This window comes from Leifsonia xyli subsp. cynodontis DSM 46306, from assembly GCF_000470775.1.
In the GTDB taxonomy this organism is placed as follows: domain Bacteria; phylum Actinomycetota; class Actinomycetes; order Actinomycetales; family Microbacteriaceae; genus Leifsonia; species Leifsonia cynodontis.
Map to the genome: position 1 here is coordinate 401,721 of NC_022438.1, position 14,981 is coordinate 416,701.

At 68.8% G+C, this 14,981-nt stretch carries 13 protein-coding genes, 1 pseudogene and 1 riboswitch; of the genes and pseudogenes, 6 read left to right on the plus strand and 8 right to left on the minus strand.

Annotation, left to right across the window (positions count from 1 at the left end):
- Positions 1–157: 157 nt before the first annotated feature.
- Together O159_RS01910 and O159_RS01915 are read right to left on the minus strand one after the other, a co-directional pair.
- The gene (locus O159_RS01910; protein WP_021754077.1) at positions 158–2,032 is read right to left on the minus strand and encodes an ABC transporter ATP-binding protein; all 1,875 of its coding nucleotides are present in this window, start codon (positions 2,030–2,032) and stop codon (positions 158–160) included.
- Positions 2,033–2,203: 171 nt separating this feature from the next.
- Complete coding sequence (locus O159_RS01915; RefSeq protein WP_043993440.1) at positions 2,204–3,586, minus strand: MFS transporter; 1,383 nt, start codon at positions 3,584–3,586, stop codon at positions 2,204–2,206.
- Between O159_RS01915 and O159_RS14885 the strand changes: the two genes are divergently transcribed.
- The 3 genes from O159_RS14885 to O159_RS13665 all read left to right on the plus strand — a co-directional run bounded on the left by O159_RS14885 (position 3,525) and on the right by O159_RS13665 (position 4,837).
- On the plus strand, positions 3,525–3,683 hold the full coding sequence (locus O159_RS14885) for a hypothetical protein (RefSeq protein ID WP_169725647.1): 159 nt from the start codon (positions 3,525–3,527) through the stop codon (positions 3,681–3,683). The genes O159_RS01915 and O159_RS14885 overlap by 62 nt on opposite strands.
- A 189-nt stretch (positions 3,684–3,872) precedes the next feature.
- Entirely contained in the window at positions 3,873–4,379 is a 507-nt protein-coding gene (locus O159_RS13070; RefSeq protein ID WP_021754079.1) for a BLUF domain-containing protein, read from the plus strand.
- A 101-nt stretch (positions 4,380–4,480) separates the two neighbouring features.
- Positions 4,481–4,837, plus strand: a complete 357-nt coding sequence (locus O159_RS13665) for a conjugal transfer protein TrbL (RefSeq protein ID WP_236609594.1) — start codon at positions 4,481–4,483, stop codon at positions 4,835–4,837.
- A gap of 183 nt (positions 4,838–5,020) precedes the next feature.
- Here the strand turns inward: O159_RS13665 and O159_RS16170 are convergent.
- The 5 genes and pseudogenes from O159_RS16170 to ribD all read right to left on the minus strand — a co-directional run.
- Positions 5,021–6,364, minus strand: a pseudogene (locus O159_RS16170) (glycoside hydrolase family 28 protein); the annotation flags it as partial.
- 243 nt (positions 6,365–6,607) lie between these two features.
- Positions 6,608–7,084, minus strand: a complete 477-nt coding sequence (gene ribH / locus O159_RS01930; protein ID WP_021754081.1) for a 6,7-dimethyl-8-ribityllumazine synthase — start codon at positions 7,082–7,084, stop codon at positions 6,608–6,610.
- Positions 7,081–8,358 carry a bifunctional 3,4-dihydroxy-2-butanone-4-phosphate synthase/GTP cyclohydrolase II gene (locus tag O159_RS01935; protein ID WP_021754082.1) on the minus strand — a complete coding sequence of 426 codons (1,278 nt, stop codon included), beginning with the start codon at positions 8,356–8,358 and terminating at the stop codon, positions 7,081–7,083. The genes ribH and O159_RS01935 overlap by 4 nt, the downstream gene beginning before the upstream one ends.
- Positions 8,355–8,978, minus strand: coding sequence for a riboflavin synthase (locus tag O159_RS01940; protein ID WP_021754083.1), 624 nt, complete (start codon positions 8,976–8,978; stop codon positions 8,355–8,357). Before O159_RS01940 ends, O159_RS01935 begins: the two co-directional genes overlap by 4 nt.
- 1 nt (position 8,979) lies before the next feature.
- Positions 8,980–10,005 (minus strand): bifunctional diaminohydroxyphosphoribosylaminopyrimidine deaminase/5-amino-6-(5-phosphoribosylamino)uracil reductase RibD, encoded by a 1,026-nt coding sequence (ribD, locus tag O159_RS01945; RefSeq protein WP_043993909.1) that lies wholly within the window; start codon positions 10,003–10,005, stop codon positions 8,980–8,982.
- A gap of 82 nt (positions 10,006–10,087) precedes the next feature.
- Positions 10,088–10,239, minus strand: a riboswitch (FMN riboswitch).
- A 119-nt stretch (positions 10,240–10,358) separates the two neighbouring features.
- On the opposite strand from ribD, the gene O159_RS01950 reads away from it, so the two are divergent.
- Entirely contained in the window at positions 10,359–10,643 is a 285-nt protein-coding gene (locus O159_RS01950) for a hypothetical protein (protein WP_144267514.1), read from the plus strand.
- Between the two features lie 3 nt (positions 10,644–10,646).
- A complete protein-coding gene (locus tag O159_RS01955; RefSeq protein WP_021754086.1) occupies positions 10,647–11,987 on the plus strand; it encodes a DUF7617 domain-containing protein in 1,341 nt (446 codons plus the stop codon).
- 39 nt (positions 11,988–12,026) lie between these two features.
- Here the strand turns inward: O159_RS01955 and O159_RS01960 are convergent, their stop codons facing one another.
- Positions 12,027–12,995, minus strand: coding sequence for a sugar-binding transcriptional regulator (locus O159_RS01960; RefSeq protein ID WP_021754087.1), 969 nt, complete (start codon positions 12,993–12,995; stop codon positions 12,027–12,029).
- Positions 12,996–13,118: 123 nt separating this feature from the next.
- Here O159_RS01960 and O159_RS01965 point away from each other — a divergent pair, with 123 nt between their 5' ends.
- Positions 13,119–14,858 (plus strand): glycerol-3-phosphate dehydrogenase/oxidase, encoded by a 1,740-nt coding sequence (locus O159_RS01965; protein ID WP_021754088.1) that lies wholly within the window; start codon positions 13,119–13,121, stop codon positions 14,856–14,858.
- Positions 14,859–14,981 lie beyond the last annotated feature (123 nt).

Sequence of the window (14,981 nt, forward strand, 5' to 3'; positions counted from 1 at the left end):
GTCCCGCCTCCTCGCCGCCCCGCTTCCCCCTGTCGCGCAGGGAGGAGAACCGCTCAGAATCCGGCCCAAACGTCCTCCTTTTCTTGCGTTTCGCCCGGATTCCGGCTCGATCTCCTCCCTTTCCGACGGTCGCGTCGCGGGGTCGGTGGCCGCGGCGCTACACGAGCAGCTGGTGCTTGGCGAGGTCGCGGTAGAGCGGAGTGGAGGCGACGAGTTCGGAGTGGGTGCCGACGCCGGCGACCCGGCCGTGGTCCAGGACGACGATCTGGTCGCTGTCCACGACGGTGGAGAGGCGGTGGGCGATCACGAGGAGCGTGCGGTCCTCCGCCACCGCGTCGATCGCCTCGCGCATGAGCTGCTCGTTCCGGCCGTCGAGGCTGGACGTCGACTCGTCCAGCAGCAGAACCGGGGGAGCGGCCAGCAGCGCCCGCGCGATCGCGAGCCGCTGGCGCTCGCCGCCCGAGAGCATGATGCCGTCCTCGCCCACCGGAGCGCCGAGCCCCTCCTCGCTGCGCTCGAGGACCTCGGTCAGGTTCACGGCGTGCAGCACCTCCACACAGCGCGCGTCGTTCGCGTGCGGGGCCGCGAGCATGAGGTTGTCGCGGATCGAGCCGGCCAGCACGGGAGCGTCCTGCTCGACGTAGCCGATCTGGGAGCGGAGGGATTCGCGGTCGAGGGTGCGCACATCCCTCCCGCCGAAGCGCACGTCACCGGCCTCGGGGTCGTAGAAGCGCTCGATCAGAGCCAGGATGGTCGACTTGCCCGCGCCGGACGGGCCGACCAGCGCGGTCCGCTTGCCGCGCGGCACCGAGAAGCTGACCCCGTGCAGCACGCCCCCGCGCGGCGCGGGCGGGACATCCCGGCCGCCGGCCGCCGCCTCCGCTCGCGTCACGGACGCCGAGGGATACGCGAAGACGACCTCTGCGAACTCGATCGCCGGAACATCCGGGTCCAGGCCCACGCTCGCCGCGCCGCCCGTCAGCGCCAGCGGCGCGATGTCCCGGTCGAACTGGTCTTCCGTTGGCAGTTCGAGGATCTCCTGGATGCGCCCCAGCGCCCCCAGCGCCGAGTTCACCGCCGTGATCGCCCCGAACGCCTGCCCGAGCGGCAGGATCATCATGAACAGGAACAGGATGAACGCCACCAGATTCGCCACCGTGATGTCCCCGCTCGCCACCCGGAACCCGCCGACCCCGAGGACGACCAGGAACGACACCTGTAGTGCGATCCCGGCCACCGGCACGACCAGGGCGGAGATCTTCGCGACCCGGACGCCCATCCTCCAGGCTCCGGCCGCGTCCTCGTCCACCGCGGCGATCTCGCGTTCGGTCGCGTTCGCCGCGCGGATCGTGCGCACCGAGCCGATCGCCCGCTCCACCGCCGCTGCCAGATCGCCCACTTTGGTCTGCGCTTTCAGACTCGCCACCCGGATGCGACCCGACAGCGTCGTCACGACCGCGACGGAGAGGGCGACCACGAGCACCGTCAGCCCGAGCAGCACCGGGTCGATGACCAGCATCGCGATCAGCGCCCCGACGAAGGTCAGCGCCCCGCCGATCGCCTCCACCAGACCCTGCGTGAGCACGGCTCGCAACAGGGTCGTGTCCGAGCCGACCCGGGAGACGAGGTCGCCGGTCCGGCGGGTGTCGAACTCGCTGATCGGCAGCCGCAGCATCCGGGCCACCAGCTTCCGCCGGGACGACAGCACCACGCCCTCCCCGGTCCGCTGGAGCAGGTAGTGCTGGTAGCCGGAGATCAGCCCGGCCACCACGACCAGAGCGACCAGCCCCCAGACCAGCGGGCCGAGTGGCCTGCCCTTGCCGACGATGTCGATCACCTGGCTCACGAGCAGCGGCTGCGCCAGGCTGGCGGCGGCGCCGAGCACGCTGAGGACCACCACGAACGTGAGCGCGCCGTGGTGCTCCAGGAGGTAGGGGAACAGCTGGCTGAACCGCGCTCGCGGTCCGTCCTCTTTCCCGCGCCGGGCGAAGGGGGAGCGGCGGCGGGGAGCCGAGGTCGTGTCAGAGCTCATGGCGAATCCATTCCGGGCCGGCGAAGAGGGGATGAGCGGTGCGAAGCGGCCATCCCCTCGACCGTACTTCCTGCGGACTGCTTATTCGCTGTGATTCCTCGGGCCAGCGTCGCTGTCGCGCGTCTCCGGTTTCGCCGGGAAGGATGAGCGGCATTGTTCCGCGACCGGGGATCAGCTCCCGGCGCCGGTGTAGTCCGCGTCTTTCGTCTCGGGGGAGAGCAGCAGCGCGAGGAGGGTGAGCGCCCCGGCGGCGGAGAGGTAAGCGCCCACCCACACGGTGCTTCCGCCCCCGATGGTCCACAGCCACACGGCGATGGTGGGAGCCACGGCCGCGCCGAGGACGCTCGACAGGTTGTACGCGACGGCGGAGCCCGTGTAGCGCACGTTGGTCGGGAACAGCTCCGGCAGTTCCGCGCCCATCGGCCCGAAGGTCAGGCCCATCAGGGTGAAGCCGACGATGAGCAGCCCCATCGTGCCGACCGGGCCGCCGGCGAAGAGCGGCACGAAGAGGAGCCCGAACGCGATGATGCCGAGCGTCACCCCGATCAGCGTCTTGCGGCGGCCGAAACGTTCGGCGAGCGGGCCCGACACCAGCGTGAAGACGCCGAAGAACACCACACCGACGATGAGCATGATGAGGAAGTCGTTGCGGGTGTAGCCGCGCCCGGGGACGAATCCGGCCGGGTCGAAGGTCTTGCCGGCCTTCTCGGCGGCGGCGCGCGCGGCATCCTGGGTCGCGGCGGTCGTGCCGTAGGTGAGCGTGAACGCCGTCATCAGGTAGAAGAGCACGTAGGTGGCCAGCATGATGAACGTTCCCAGCACGATCTGACGCCAGTTCGTCTGGAAGACCCGGGCCACCGGCAGCTTGGCGACCTCGCCGTCGTCGACGACTTTCTGGAACGCCGGCGTTTCCACGAGCGTGAGCCGCACGTAAAGCCCCACGACGATCAGCACAGCGCTCAGGAGGAAAGGGAGCCGCCAGCCCCAGGAGGCGAACTGCTCGGCGCTCATCGAGAGGCTGAGGACCAGGAACAGCACGTTCGCGACGATGAAGCCGATGGGCGCGACCAGCTGAGGGAAGGTGCCGTAGATCGCGCGTTTGCCGGCCGGGGCGTTCTCCGTCGCGAGGAGCGCAGCCCCGCTCCACTCGCCGCCGAGTCCGAGCCCCTGGCAGAACCGCATCGCGACCAGGAGGAGAGGCGCCCAGAGCTCCCAGCCCGGGACCTGGGCCGTCGGCAGGCAGCCGATCAGCACCGTCGCGATCCCCATCGTCAGCAGCGAGCCGACCAGCGTTCCCTTGCGGCCGATCCGGTCGCCGAAGTGGCCGAACAGGACGCTGCCGACCGGCCGCGCGATGAATGCGACGCCGAACACGGCGAACGACGAGAGCAGGGCCGCGGTCGGGTCCTCGCTCGTGAAGAACAGCGACGGGAAGACGAGCACGGCCGCTGTCGCGTAGACATAGAAATCGTAGAACTCGATGGAGGTGCCGATGAGGCTGGCGAGGATGACGCGCCCGCGCGGGTTGGCGGGTGCGGTGGCCGTCGAGGATATGCGTGCGGGGACTTCCGATGACGATGAGGGGCAGGGGACGGAGGCGTCCGCGAAAGCGGACAGTGTCGGTGGAGCGTCGCGCGGCTGGGGCAGCTGAGGGCGCTTGTGGTGTGCCCTTCAGCTTACGGTCGGGAGAGCCGGCCGTCTAACTCCGGTGACAGGGGAGGTCTGCGCGGAGCAACGTGGGTGAAGGCGGCTCCGGACGCGCTCGAACATGGAACCTGAGGTTTAAAGCTTCACTACGGGAGGAGGTGTCGCTAAACTCCGACGATTCGGGCCACCGTGTGTGACGCCGATTCGCATCCACGAAACGGCGTTCACGATGAATACTGAGACCCGAGCCAAAGGGAGCACGATGATTTCGATTGCCTATGTCAGTGAAGCCACGGCGCCGATGTCCGAGCGGGGCCTCGTCTCCCTCCTGAAGCGGGCCAGAGCGAACAACGACGTCCGTCAGCTGACGGGGGCGTTGCTGTACCACGAAGGGCGATTCGTTCAGATTCTGGAAGGACCCGACGAGGCCGTCGAGAAGTGTTTCGAGGCGATATGCGCCGATCGTCGCCATCGGAACATCCAGAAGATCAACGAGGAACAGATCCAGCAGCGGCGGTCCGCGGAGTGGACGATGGCGTTTCGGCACTCGTCTCCGGAGGTCACAGCCCATTCGCGCGGGTGGGATGACTTCTTCAGCGGCAGGACGGGGGAGGGCCGTCTCCGCCATGCCGAGAATCCCTCGCAGCAGTTCCTCGAGTGGTTGACAGATTACTGGTTCACCCCGTCTGCGCTTCGTTAGCCGCTGACCCGCTCGGTAGGCTGAGTGGCATGGAAACGCTCTTCGCTGTGCTGCATGTCGTGTCCGCCGTCTTCATCGTCGGGCCGATGGCGATCCTTCCGATGACCGCCATGCGCGCCGTCCGGGCGGGGAACGCCGGGCAGGTCGAGGTGCTCGCGAAGTCCACGAACCTGATCTCGCTGCTGTCGCTGCTCGTCGTGCTCTTCGGGTTCGGCGTGATGGGCCTCGCCGACAAGAAGTACGAGCTGAGCGTCACGACGCCGTGGATTCTGTGGTCGATCGTCCTGTACGCCGTCGCGCTGGTGCTCACCCTGTTCCTGGTCGTTCCCGCCATGCGCCGGGCCGCCGCGGCGATCCGCGGCGGCCAGCCGTCGGCGTACCCGGCGATCGCGGCCGGCTCGGGCGTCGCCAGCCTGCTGCTGGTGGCCGTCGTGGTGCTGATGGTCTGGAAGCCATAACCGGGGATCGCGGGCTGGGGGCGATTCGAGGTCACGGAGGGCGCATGACGGCGGCGCGTCGGCATCCGGGGTCGTCTTCACCCGGACATCCGGTTTCGTGCTGGTGAGGGGAGCGCCGCCGAAGGAGGCTCCTGCCGTCGTGATCTCCGCGAACCCCATGATGAGGCCGGGGGCGTCGACATCGACTCGGCGGAGGGTGAGGCCGAGAGGATGAGCGGAGTCGATCCCCTCCATCGTGTCGACTGCTTTCGCAGACGAGTTCGTCGCTCGCAAGCCGTCGACGACGATTCCGGTGAACCATGGTGTGGCGTGTCCTGTTCGGTCCCCGTAGTGCGTGTCGAAGACGATCGGCGCCTTCACATGATCGACGCAGATATCGCGATAAACGATGTCGTGGACAGTGCCGCCTGTCTTGCGTGAGCTCTTGATGCGGATGCCCGCAGCCGACTCGCTCGTGTTCCCGAAGGCGTCTGCGCCGCTGACGGTGTCGTCGGCGACCAGCACATCGCTGACGCCGGAGACCGTCTCGCTGCCGATGGATATCCCGTGCGTCCCGGAGAAGCGGTCGTGGGTGATCGTGATGTGAGCGGACGGCCCCGATCCTGCTTTGATCGCGATCCCGTCGTCGCCGTCCATGATCCATGAATCGGCGATCGTGACGTCGGTGGCGCCTGCGGGATCGATGCCGTCGGTGTTCCGCGCCGTCGCGGGGGTCTGGATGCGCACTCCCCACACGGTCAAGCCGTCGCCGTCCTTGTAAGAGACATGGAAGCCGGGGGAGTCGAGGAGATCCACGTCGTGCAGGGTGACGTCGTCGGCATGAGCCGCCTGAATGAGGCGGGGCACGTTCTGCATGCCGCCTGTCTTGGCGTTCTTCGACAATTGCCACCAGCTGAGGCTCTGGCCGAGCATGGGGAGGTCGCCCCGTCCGTCGATGCGTCCCTGGGCGCCGCTGGAGGTCTGGGCCGATTCGATGCCGGCGTGCGGCTCCGCGATCGAGACGAAAGGCTTGCATCCGTTGCCGTTGCCCGCGATGGTTCCGCATGTCGAATGCTTGGCGATCTGGTAGGCGGCAGGGTCCCGCGACGCGTACAGCGTGACGGCCGGGTCCAACAGCAGGATTTCGCCGCGCCGCAGGGAGAGCGGCCCGCTCAAGAAGCTCGTTCCGCTGTCAGACGCTGTCAGCCGCACGGCCACGACCGACGTCCCGTTCTGCGCGCAGTCGTCGAGAGCGCTTTGTATCCGTGCGGTGTCGGGTGGCGATGTCTCCTGGGAAGCGGTCGCCAGGCGGTCGATCATCGTGAGGCGGGCGGTGAGCGACATGCAGGTCGTCGTCGGCGCCGTCGGTTCGACGACCTCTCTCCGGTCGCCGAGGACCGTCGAACTCGACGGAGAGGCTGCCGATGCGGAGGAAGATCCTTCTCCTGCGACGCCGACAGAACCGATGAGGGCGAGAGACAGGAACATCCCGGAGAGAACCACGGCCCTGGGCGATCGAACAGGCGTGTGCTTCCCTGCTGCCGTCATCTCGCCTTCTCCTCGTGACACCGTGCTTGCGGATGCTCGTCGTGTGGTGGTTCCCCAGCGACCGCGGTCAGGTCCTGAATCCGCAATCGCCCGCGCTGTCTCTCTGAGGGGGAACCGCTCGAGGGGACGAGATGCGTGAAGTGTAGAGCAAAGCGGCCGAGTGGTTCACCCTGGATTTCGGCGACTCGCCCCGGTGCCGGAGTGCGACTCGAGCGTCCCGCAACGACGATCGCGATGTGACCCCTAGCCTCGCAGCTCCCGCAGCACCACCGCGGTCGCGAGCGCGGCGTGCGCCGCCTCCTCGCCCTTGTCCTCTCTGGACCCGGGGAGGCCCGCGCGGTCCAGGCCCTGGGCCTCGTCCTCCAGCGTGAGCACGCCGAAGCCCACGGGCTTGCCGGTGTCCAGCGCCACGCGGGTCAGGCCGTCGGTCGCGGCGGCGGATACGTACTCGAAATGCGGAGTTCCGCCGCGGATGATGACGCCGAGCGCTACGACGGCGTCGGCGCCCGCCTCCAGCGCCGCCTTGCTGGCCACCGGGAGTTCGAAGCTCCCCGGGACACGGACGATCGACCACGAAGCGCCGGCGGCTTCGAGCGTGCGCTCGGCTCCGGCGATCAGGCCGTTCGCGATCTCCTCGTGCCAGGCGCCGGCGACGATGACGACCCTCAGGCCGGTTCCGTCGATCCGCTCCGCCGCGTCGGGCGCTCCCGCTCCACTCATGGTGTCGTCCTCTCCGCGGCGGTCGCCGTCTCGTCGATGTCTCCGATAGCGTGACCCATCCGGTCGCGCTTGGTCTCCAGATAGCCCTCGTTGAAAGCGCCGACGCCGACGACGAGCGCAACGCGCTCCTCGACCTCGATGCCGTGCTCTTCCAGCTGGCGCACCTTCTCCGGGTTGTTCGTCAGCAGCCGGACCGAGCGGATGCCGAGGTCTTCCAGGATGGCCGTGGCGGCCCCGTAGTCGCGCGCATCGACCGGCAGCCCCAGCGCGAGGTTCGCGTCCAGGGTGTCGAGACCGTCCTTCTGCAGCTTATAGGCGCGTAGCTTGTTGATCAGGCCGATCCCGCGGCCCTCGTGGCCGCGCAGGTAGACGACGACGCCTCCCTCGCGCTGCACGGTCTCGAGCGCGGCGTCCAGCTGCGGTCCGCACTCGCACTTGAGCGAGCCGAACGCCTCGCCGGTCAGGCACTCGGAGTGGACGCGCACCAGCGTGCCGGTCGCGCCCGGGGAGCCGGCGACGATCGCGACGTGGTCGGCGCCGGTCATCCGGTCGCGATAGGCGCGCATCCGGAACGGCCCGTTCAGCGTCGGGACGCTCGTCTCCACCTCGAAGATCACGCGCGAGGACTCGGGGACGGGTGTCGGCGACTCGAGTCGCTGGTCGCAGTGGAACTCCTGTAGGTAAGCGATCAGCGCCTCGATGGTGATGATAAGGACGCCCTCGCGCTCGCCGAGTTCGATGAGGCCGGGCAGACGCATCATCTCGCCGTCGTCGGACACGATCTCCGCGATGGCGCCGACGGGTGTCATCCCCGCCAGCTTGAGCAGATCGACGGTGGCCTCGGTGTGGCCGTCGCGCTCGCGCACGCCGCCCTCCACCGCCCGCAGCGGCAGGATGTGGCCGGGCCGGCGCAGGCTGCCCGGCGTCGAATCCAGGTCCGCGAGCACCCGGAGCGTGTGTGCGCGGTCGGTCGCGCTGATGCCGGTGGAGAGCCGGTCGGCCGCGTCGACGCTCACCGTGTAGTTGGTGCCGCGGACGTCCTCGTTCGTCGCCACCATGACGGGCAGCTCCAGGCGGTTGGCGATCTCGTTCGTCATCGGGGCGCAGAGGAAGCCGGAGGAGTTCTTGACGGTCCAGGCGATCCACTCCTGGCTGGCGAGCTCGGCGGCCAGGATGACATCGCCCTCGTTCTCGCGGCTCTCGTTGTCCACGACGATGATCGGCCGGCCGGCGCGCAGCTCGGCGAGGGCCTCCGGGATGGTGGCGATGCTCATGACGCACTCCGTTCTGTCGGCGCTAGCGCGAGCATCCGCTCGACGTGCCGGGCCAGGATGTCGGTCTCGATGTTCACGCGATCGCCCGGTACACGCTCGCCCAGGGTGGTGGCGGTGAGCGTCTCCGGGATCAGGGACACCTCGAACCAGGCATCGTCGCGGTCGCCTCCGACGCCGCTGACGGTGAGGGAGACGCCGTCGATCGCGATGGACCCCTTTCGCGCGACGAGCGACGCGAGCCCGGGGTTCAGGCTGAACCGGACGACCCGCCAGGCGCCCCCCTCCTCCGTGGAGAGGACCGTTGCGGTGCCGTCGATGTGCCCCTGAACGATGTGCCCCCCGAGGCGGTCGCCGACGCGGGCGGCGCGCTCGAGATTCACACGGCGGCCCGGGGCGACGTCGTCGAGTGTGCTCATCGCGAGGGTCTCCGCCATCACGTCAGCGGTGAAGCTGTCCGCGTCCCGGCCGATCACTGTCAGGCAGACGCCGCTCACCGAGATGGAGTCGCCGTGGTTCGCGTCGCTCACCGCGAGCGGACCGCGCACGGTGATCCTGGCCGCATCGGCGGTCCAGCCGACGGCGGCGATCTCGCCGAGTTCTTCGATGATTCCGGTGAACATGTCAGCCTTCCTGGTCGGGGGTCGGGACCGGGACGGCCCGGAGGTGGAGGTCGCCGCCGAGCCGCTCGACGTCGAGGAGGCGGAGCCTGCGCTGTTCGCCGATGGTCGTGACGCCGATGTCGCCGAGGGCGAGCTGCGGTCCGCCGAGAAGGGACGGGGCCAGGTAGATCGCGTACTCGTCCACGAGTCCCGCGGCGATGAAGGCCCCGGCGAGGGTCGGGCCGCCTTCGACGTACACACGGCGGAACCCGCGCTGGTAGAGGTCGGCGACGACCTCCACCAGATCGTGCGTCCTCTCGACGATCGCGGGCTGCGGGTGCCGGAAGACCGCCGCGTCGCCGGGCACCGTGCGCGTGCCGACCACGACCGGCGTCGGCTGTTTCGGCAGCAACTCGCCGGCGTCCCCGCGAGCGGTCAGGCTGGGGTCGTCGGCGAGCACCGTTCCGGTGCCCACGACGATGGCATCGGCGGCCTCGCGCTGTTCGTGGACCCGCTGGCGCGCGGCTGTGCCGGTGATCCATCGCGAGCTGCCGTCTACGGCGGCTGTGCGGCCGTCCAGACTGCTCGCCCACTTCACGGTGATGTGCGGGCGGCCCAGGCGGGCGGCGGTCAGCCAGTCGTCCAGAAACTCTTCGATCTCGGCCGCGAGCACGCCGTCGGTCACCTCGACGCCGCCCTGGCGCAGCCGTTCGGCGCCTCCGCGGGAGCGCTCGCCGGGGTCGGCGATGCCGTAGACTACGCGGGCGACGCCGGCCTCGAGCAGCGCCTCCGAGCACGGACCGGTGCGGCCCCAGTGGTTGCAGGGTTCGAGCGTGACGACGGCGGTCGCCCCGCGGGCGCCGCCTGCGGGCACCTTGCTGAGTGCGTCCGCTTCGGCGTGCGGGGTGCCGGCGCCGCGGTGGAAACCCGTGGCGATAGTGCGGCCGTCGGCGTCCAGAAGCACGCAGCCCACGCGCGGGTTCACCCCTGCCGCCGGGCCGTTGGCGGCCAGCCGCAACGCTGCCCGCATCGGGTCTTCCCACGTCATCGCGATGCCGTCCTGTCTCTCGAGACCTGTTCCGGGGAGGGGTCGCGACGGTTCGCTGCGCGGGCGGCCGACACCGGCCGCCGACGTGCGCCTCCCATCCGGACTGAGCGCCAGGACGGAACCTGGACGCATTACCGTCGGTACCGGAATTCCACCGGTTCAGCGGCGGGCTCTCACCCTCCGCTCGCGGACTGTCACCGCCGGTTCGGACTCTCACCGACCCCGGAGCACGTAATTTTCTGTGCCGAGTCTAGCCAACGCACCCGTAGGCGTTTTCTATTCCCGCTTAATCTGACCGGTCGCACCCGCAAATCGCTTCTCCGGAAGCAAGCGAAACCGTATGGTTTATTTTTGTGGCTTACTTGAAAAACATCACTGTTATCCGGGCGGTCGCAACGGGAGGCGGTGTGCTGCTCGGCTCCGCTCTCCTGCTGGGCGCCGCACCCATCCCGGCGCCCGCTCCCGCACCCGTGCAGACCCGTGTGATCGTGGGCGCGCCCGATGACCTGTCCTCCGAAGTGTGTACCGGCAGGGCCGCGACACACACGCAGATCCAGACCCCGGACGGCGTGGTTCCGACGGTGTACGCCCTCGCCGGGGACACCCTCGATTTCTACGGCGAGACAAAGGCGTGCTAGAATGTGATCACGCCCATCGACGCGCTCGAGTGGGGTTTCACCGCCTCCGAAATCGCCTGGACGCTGCGGCCGGCGGGCGGCGGCTCGCAGTCCCTGGGCGCGGGCACGGTCCTCAAAGAGGGCAGAGAGACCGTCCCCACCACCAGCCGGATGAGTCGCACGCTGACCGCGGGGGACGACAACGCGCGGCTGTCCTTCGGCGTCCCGGTTCCGGTGGAGTCGCCCAATGGCATGGATTTCTCGGGGACGGTGACGACGGTGATCCTGCGCGTGGTCGACCCCGGCCTCGAACTGGTCAAGGAGGTCTGCGTCGCCGGCAGCGAGGCCGCCTGCGATGTGGCCGACGACGCCGTGTGGTCGTCGCGGGCCGTGGTCGATGCCGGCGCCGACGTGATCTGGCGGCTCACGGCCACGAACACCGGCACCATCGCCCTGAACGATGTCTGCGTCGCCGCTGACGTGCTCACCGACGGCATCGCCGCGGACAACACCTGCGCCGGAGCGGCGGTCGCCGCGACGCTGCTCCCGGGCTCCAGCGCTGCGATCCGCTGCACCACGTCCTCGCTCACGGGGGACCGGCCGGCGAACTACGCCAAGCTGACGAGTTCGTTCACCGACCCCGATCCGCGCCAGCGGCTCATCGAGCGCTACGGCAGCGACGGGGTCGAGTCGAATGTCTCGCGAGCCGATGTGCTTATCCCGGCTCCCGCTCTCGCGCTCGTCAAGCAGGTTTGCGAGACCGGCGCCGGTTGCGATGCGACCGATGACGCGCAGTGGGTCGATCACGCCACCCTGCCCCTCGGCTCCGACGCGCAGTGGCGGCTGACGGTGACGAACACGGGCAATGTGCCGCTCGCGGATGTCGCGGTGTCCCTCGAAGAGCTCAGTGGCGGGATGACCGGAACCAGCGCCGAGTGCTCGGCTCTCACCTTCGGGACCCTCGCCGCGGGTCAGTCGGCCTCCGCCGAGTGTACGACCACCGGGATCGCGGACACGTCCCAGGACACCGTGAACACGGCGGCCGTCACAGGGCAGCCGCTGGATGACGACGGTCAGCCGCTCGGGAGCGCGATCGGCTCCCAGCGAGCGCGCGCGGCCGTCACGACGTTCGCGTTCATCCAGGCTCCGATCGTCACGCCGACCGGTCCGGACGCCGCAGGCGCCCCGGATTCCGCAGACGGCCCGGACGCCCCGGCCGCCTCGCCGGCCGCGAACCGCCCCGGCTCGGGTGACCTCGCCCAGACGGGCCTCGACATCGGACTGCTTTCCGGGGCGACACTGGCTCTCCTCGCGGTGGGCGGCTGCCTCCTCGCGCTGTTCCGGAAGCGCCGCGTCCGCGTCTGACCCCGCGCTCCGAAAGGGCGGCCCGGCGCCGTCTGGCCGCTAAGCGACCAGCGCCCGGGCCGTTCCTTCGTCCACGACCAGGTCCGTGAGGAGGCCCGCTGCCAGCGCACCGCGCAGGCTGTGTACCTTCGACGGTCCCGAGACGATGCAGACGCGGCGCGGCACGCTTCTGATCAGGTCGATGTCGGGGCCGCTGGTCCGCTCGTTCAGCGGGATGCCGTGGTGGCTGCCGTCCTGCCGGAAGAACACCGTCGCGACATCGCCGACCACCCCGGACTCGTCCAGCGAAGCGTAGTCGGCCGCGTCGAGGTAGCCGCCGGCGTAGACGTGGGAGCGCACCTCGGAGAAGGGGGAGCCGAGGCCGAAGAGGGCGACGTCCATCCGCTCCTGGATGTCGAGGATGCGCCGTGTGCTGCGCTCCCGCCACATGGCCGCCTTCGTCTGCGGGTCGTCGAAGAGCGCGGGGACAGGGAACTCCTGGATCGTTCCCGAGAACGTGTCGCCGAACCGGCGCAGGATCTCGGAGGCGTAGAGCACACCCGTCGTGTAGGTGTTGCCCGCGCCGTTCAGCTGCACGAACTCCAGGTTGTGCAGATCGCGGGGGATGAGGTGGCGGCTCAGCGCGCTCATGGTCGAGCCCCAGGCGATCCCGACGCGCTGGTTCGAGTCGATGAAGCGGTCGAGAATACGTGCAGCGGAGAGGGCGACCCGTTCGAGCCGGTCGACATCGCTGATGGCGCCCGGCACGGGGACGATGTGCGCCGCCACCCCGAAGCGGTCGTTGATCTCCTGCTGGATGCGGATGGCGCCCTCGTGCGGCTGCGCGATCTGGATGGTGACCAGTCCGGAGGCCCGAGCGTAGGAGAGGAGCCGGGAGACGCTGGATCGCGAGATGTGCATCTCGTGGGCGATGGCCTCCATCGTCAGGTCCTGCATGTAGTACAGGTGGCCGGCTTTCAGGGCGTCGCGCACTCTGTCGGAGGAGCTCCGGGTTCCGGATGCGGACATTCGAGGCCGCTTTCTGAGGTTCGCGGACTGCACGTATGTGCATCCGACTTGATCGAAGTTGTGCCGTGTTCAAGACTATAACCGTATTCTGCAACCGAACCACCGATATTCCAGGAGTTGTCCGTGACGACGAAGTCGACCCGCCGCCCCGAGGTCCAGCGCATCGCGGAGCGGCCGACCGCCCAGGTGCTCATCGTCGGTGGCGGCATCAACGGGCTCGGAACCTTCCGCGACCTCGCCCTGCAGGGCGTCGATGTCGTCCTCGTCGAGCGCAATGACTTCGTCTCCGGTGCGTCAGCGGCCTCCAGCCACATGATCCACGGCGGCATCCGTTATCTGGAGAACGGCGAGTTCCGGCTCGTGAAGGAGTCGATCACCGAGCGCAACGGTCTGTTGCGGATCGCCCCGCACTACGTGAAACCGCTGGAGACCACCATCCCGATCTTCTCGACCTTCTCGGGGATCATGGCTGCGCCGCTGCGGTTCCTCACCCATAAGTCGGGCAAACCCAAGGAACGCGGCGCTTTCCTCATCAAGACCGGCCTGACGATCTACGATGCGTTCTCCCGCGATGGCGGCAGCGTTCCGCGGCACAGGTTCCACGGCCGCAAGAAGTCGCTCGAGGTGCTCCCCGCGCTGAACCCGGGCCTCAAATACACGGCGACCTACTTCGATGCCTCCGTTCATGATCCCGAGCGGCTCGCCCTCGATGTCCTCGCCGACGGTCTGGCCGCTGGGCCGCACGCCCGCGCCGCCAACTACGCGGAGGCCGTGGGAGCGAAGGACGGCGGTGTCCTGGTCCGCGACCGCGAGACCGGCGAGGAGTTCTCGATCACCGCGGACATCGTGATCAACGCATCAGGACCCTGGACCGATCTCACCAATGATGCGCTGGGTCAGGCCACCCGGTACATGGGGGGTACCAAGGGGTCGCATATCGTGCTCGACAACCCGCAGCTCATGGCAGCCTGCCAGGGTCGTGAGATGTTCTTCGAGAACGACGACGGCCGCATCGTCCTCATTTACCCGCTGAAGGGCCGTGTGATGGTCGGCACCACCGACATCGAGGCGGACATAGCGACTCCGGCCGTCTGCACCGAGGACGAGATCGACTACTTCATCGAACTGGTCGCACACGTTTTCCCGGGCATTCCGGTCACGCGAGAGCAGATCGTCTACACCTTCTCCGGTGTCCGCCCGCTGCCGCACCACGACGACACCGCACCCGGTTTCGTCTCCCGCGACTACCGTATCGTCCCCGGCGCCGTCTCCGGTCTCGGCGCTACGATGGTCCTCAGCCTGGTCGGCGGCAAGTGGACGACGTTCCGCGCGCTGAGCGAGCACCTCGCCAACGAGGCGCTGGAGGCTCTGGGCCTCACCCGCACCGTCTCCACCCTCGGACTGCCCATCGGTGGCGGAGCGGGCTTCCCGGCCACCCCGCAGGCCGAGCGCGACTGGATCGCGCGCTATGGCGCGGACATCGGCGCTGAGCGCGCCGCGACCCTCTTGCACCGCTATGGAACCCGCGCCTGCGCGATCATCGCCGCGATCGCCGCGTGGGAGGGCGACGACGTCGCGCTCGCCGGGGCACCCGGCTACTCCCGCGCCGAGATCGACCACCTCATCCGCACCGAGCACGTCGCCCACCTGTCGGATGTCTTTCTGCGCCGCACCAGCCTCGCGTTCACCGGCGCTGTCAGCGTGCCGCTCGTGCGCGAAATCGCGGAAATCGCGGCGAATGTCCTCGGATGGTCGCCAAAGCGGCGCACAGAGGAGGAAGATACTTTCCAAGCGGAACTAGCCGGCGCCCACCTGGTGCATCTCACGTCAGGGGACGGCAGCGAAGCCGCGGCGCTTCGATAATGCACAGACGTGCATGGCACGGTCCTTGTCAGGTGGAACTAACCGCAATAGCGTTCACATGTCGGCTCTGACGAGAACCACATCTCATGGCAGATCGTAGGGTGCGGGTCAACTGAACAACTG

Excerpts from the sequence above, each read along its gene's own strand:
- O159_RS01940 (WP_021754083.1), bottom strand. The coding sequence starts at position 8,978 with ATGTTCACCGGAATCATCGAAGAACTCGGCGAGATCGCCGCCGTCGGC.
- O159_RS13665 (WP_236609594.1), top strand. The coding sequence starts at position 4,481 with ATGACCGCCATGCGCGCCGTCCGGGCGGGGAACGCCGGGCAGGTCGAG.
- O159_RS14885 (WP_169725647.1), top strand. The coding sequence starts at position 3,525 with ATGAGGCTGGCGAGGATGACGCGCCCGCGCGGGTTGGCGGGTGCGGTG.
- O159_RS01960 (WP_021754087.1), bottom strand. The coding sequence starts at position 12,995 with ATGTCCGCATCCGGAACCCGGAGCTCCTCCGACAGAGTGCGCGACGCC.
- O159_RS01910 (WP_021754077.1), bottom strand. The coding sequence starts at position 2,032 with ATGAGCTCTGACACGACCTCGGCTCCCCGCCGCCGCTCCCCCTTCGCC.
- O159_RS01935 (WP_021754082.1), bottom strand. The coding sequence starts at position 8,358 with ATGAGCATCGCCACCATCCCGGAGGCCCTCGCCGAGCTGCGCGCCGGC.
- ribD (WP_043993909.1), bottom strand. The coding sequence starts at position 10,005 with ATGACGTGGGAAGACCCGATGCGGGCAGCGTTGCGGCTGGCCGCCAAC.
- ribH (WP_021754081.1), bottom strand. The coding sequence starts at position 7,084 with ATGAGTGGAGCGGGAGCGCCCGACGCGGCGGAGCGGATCGACGGAACC.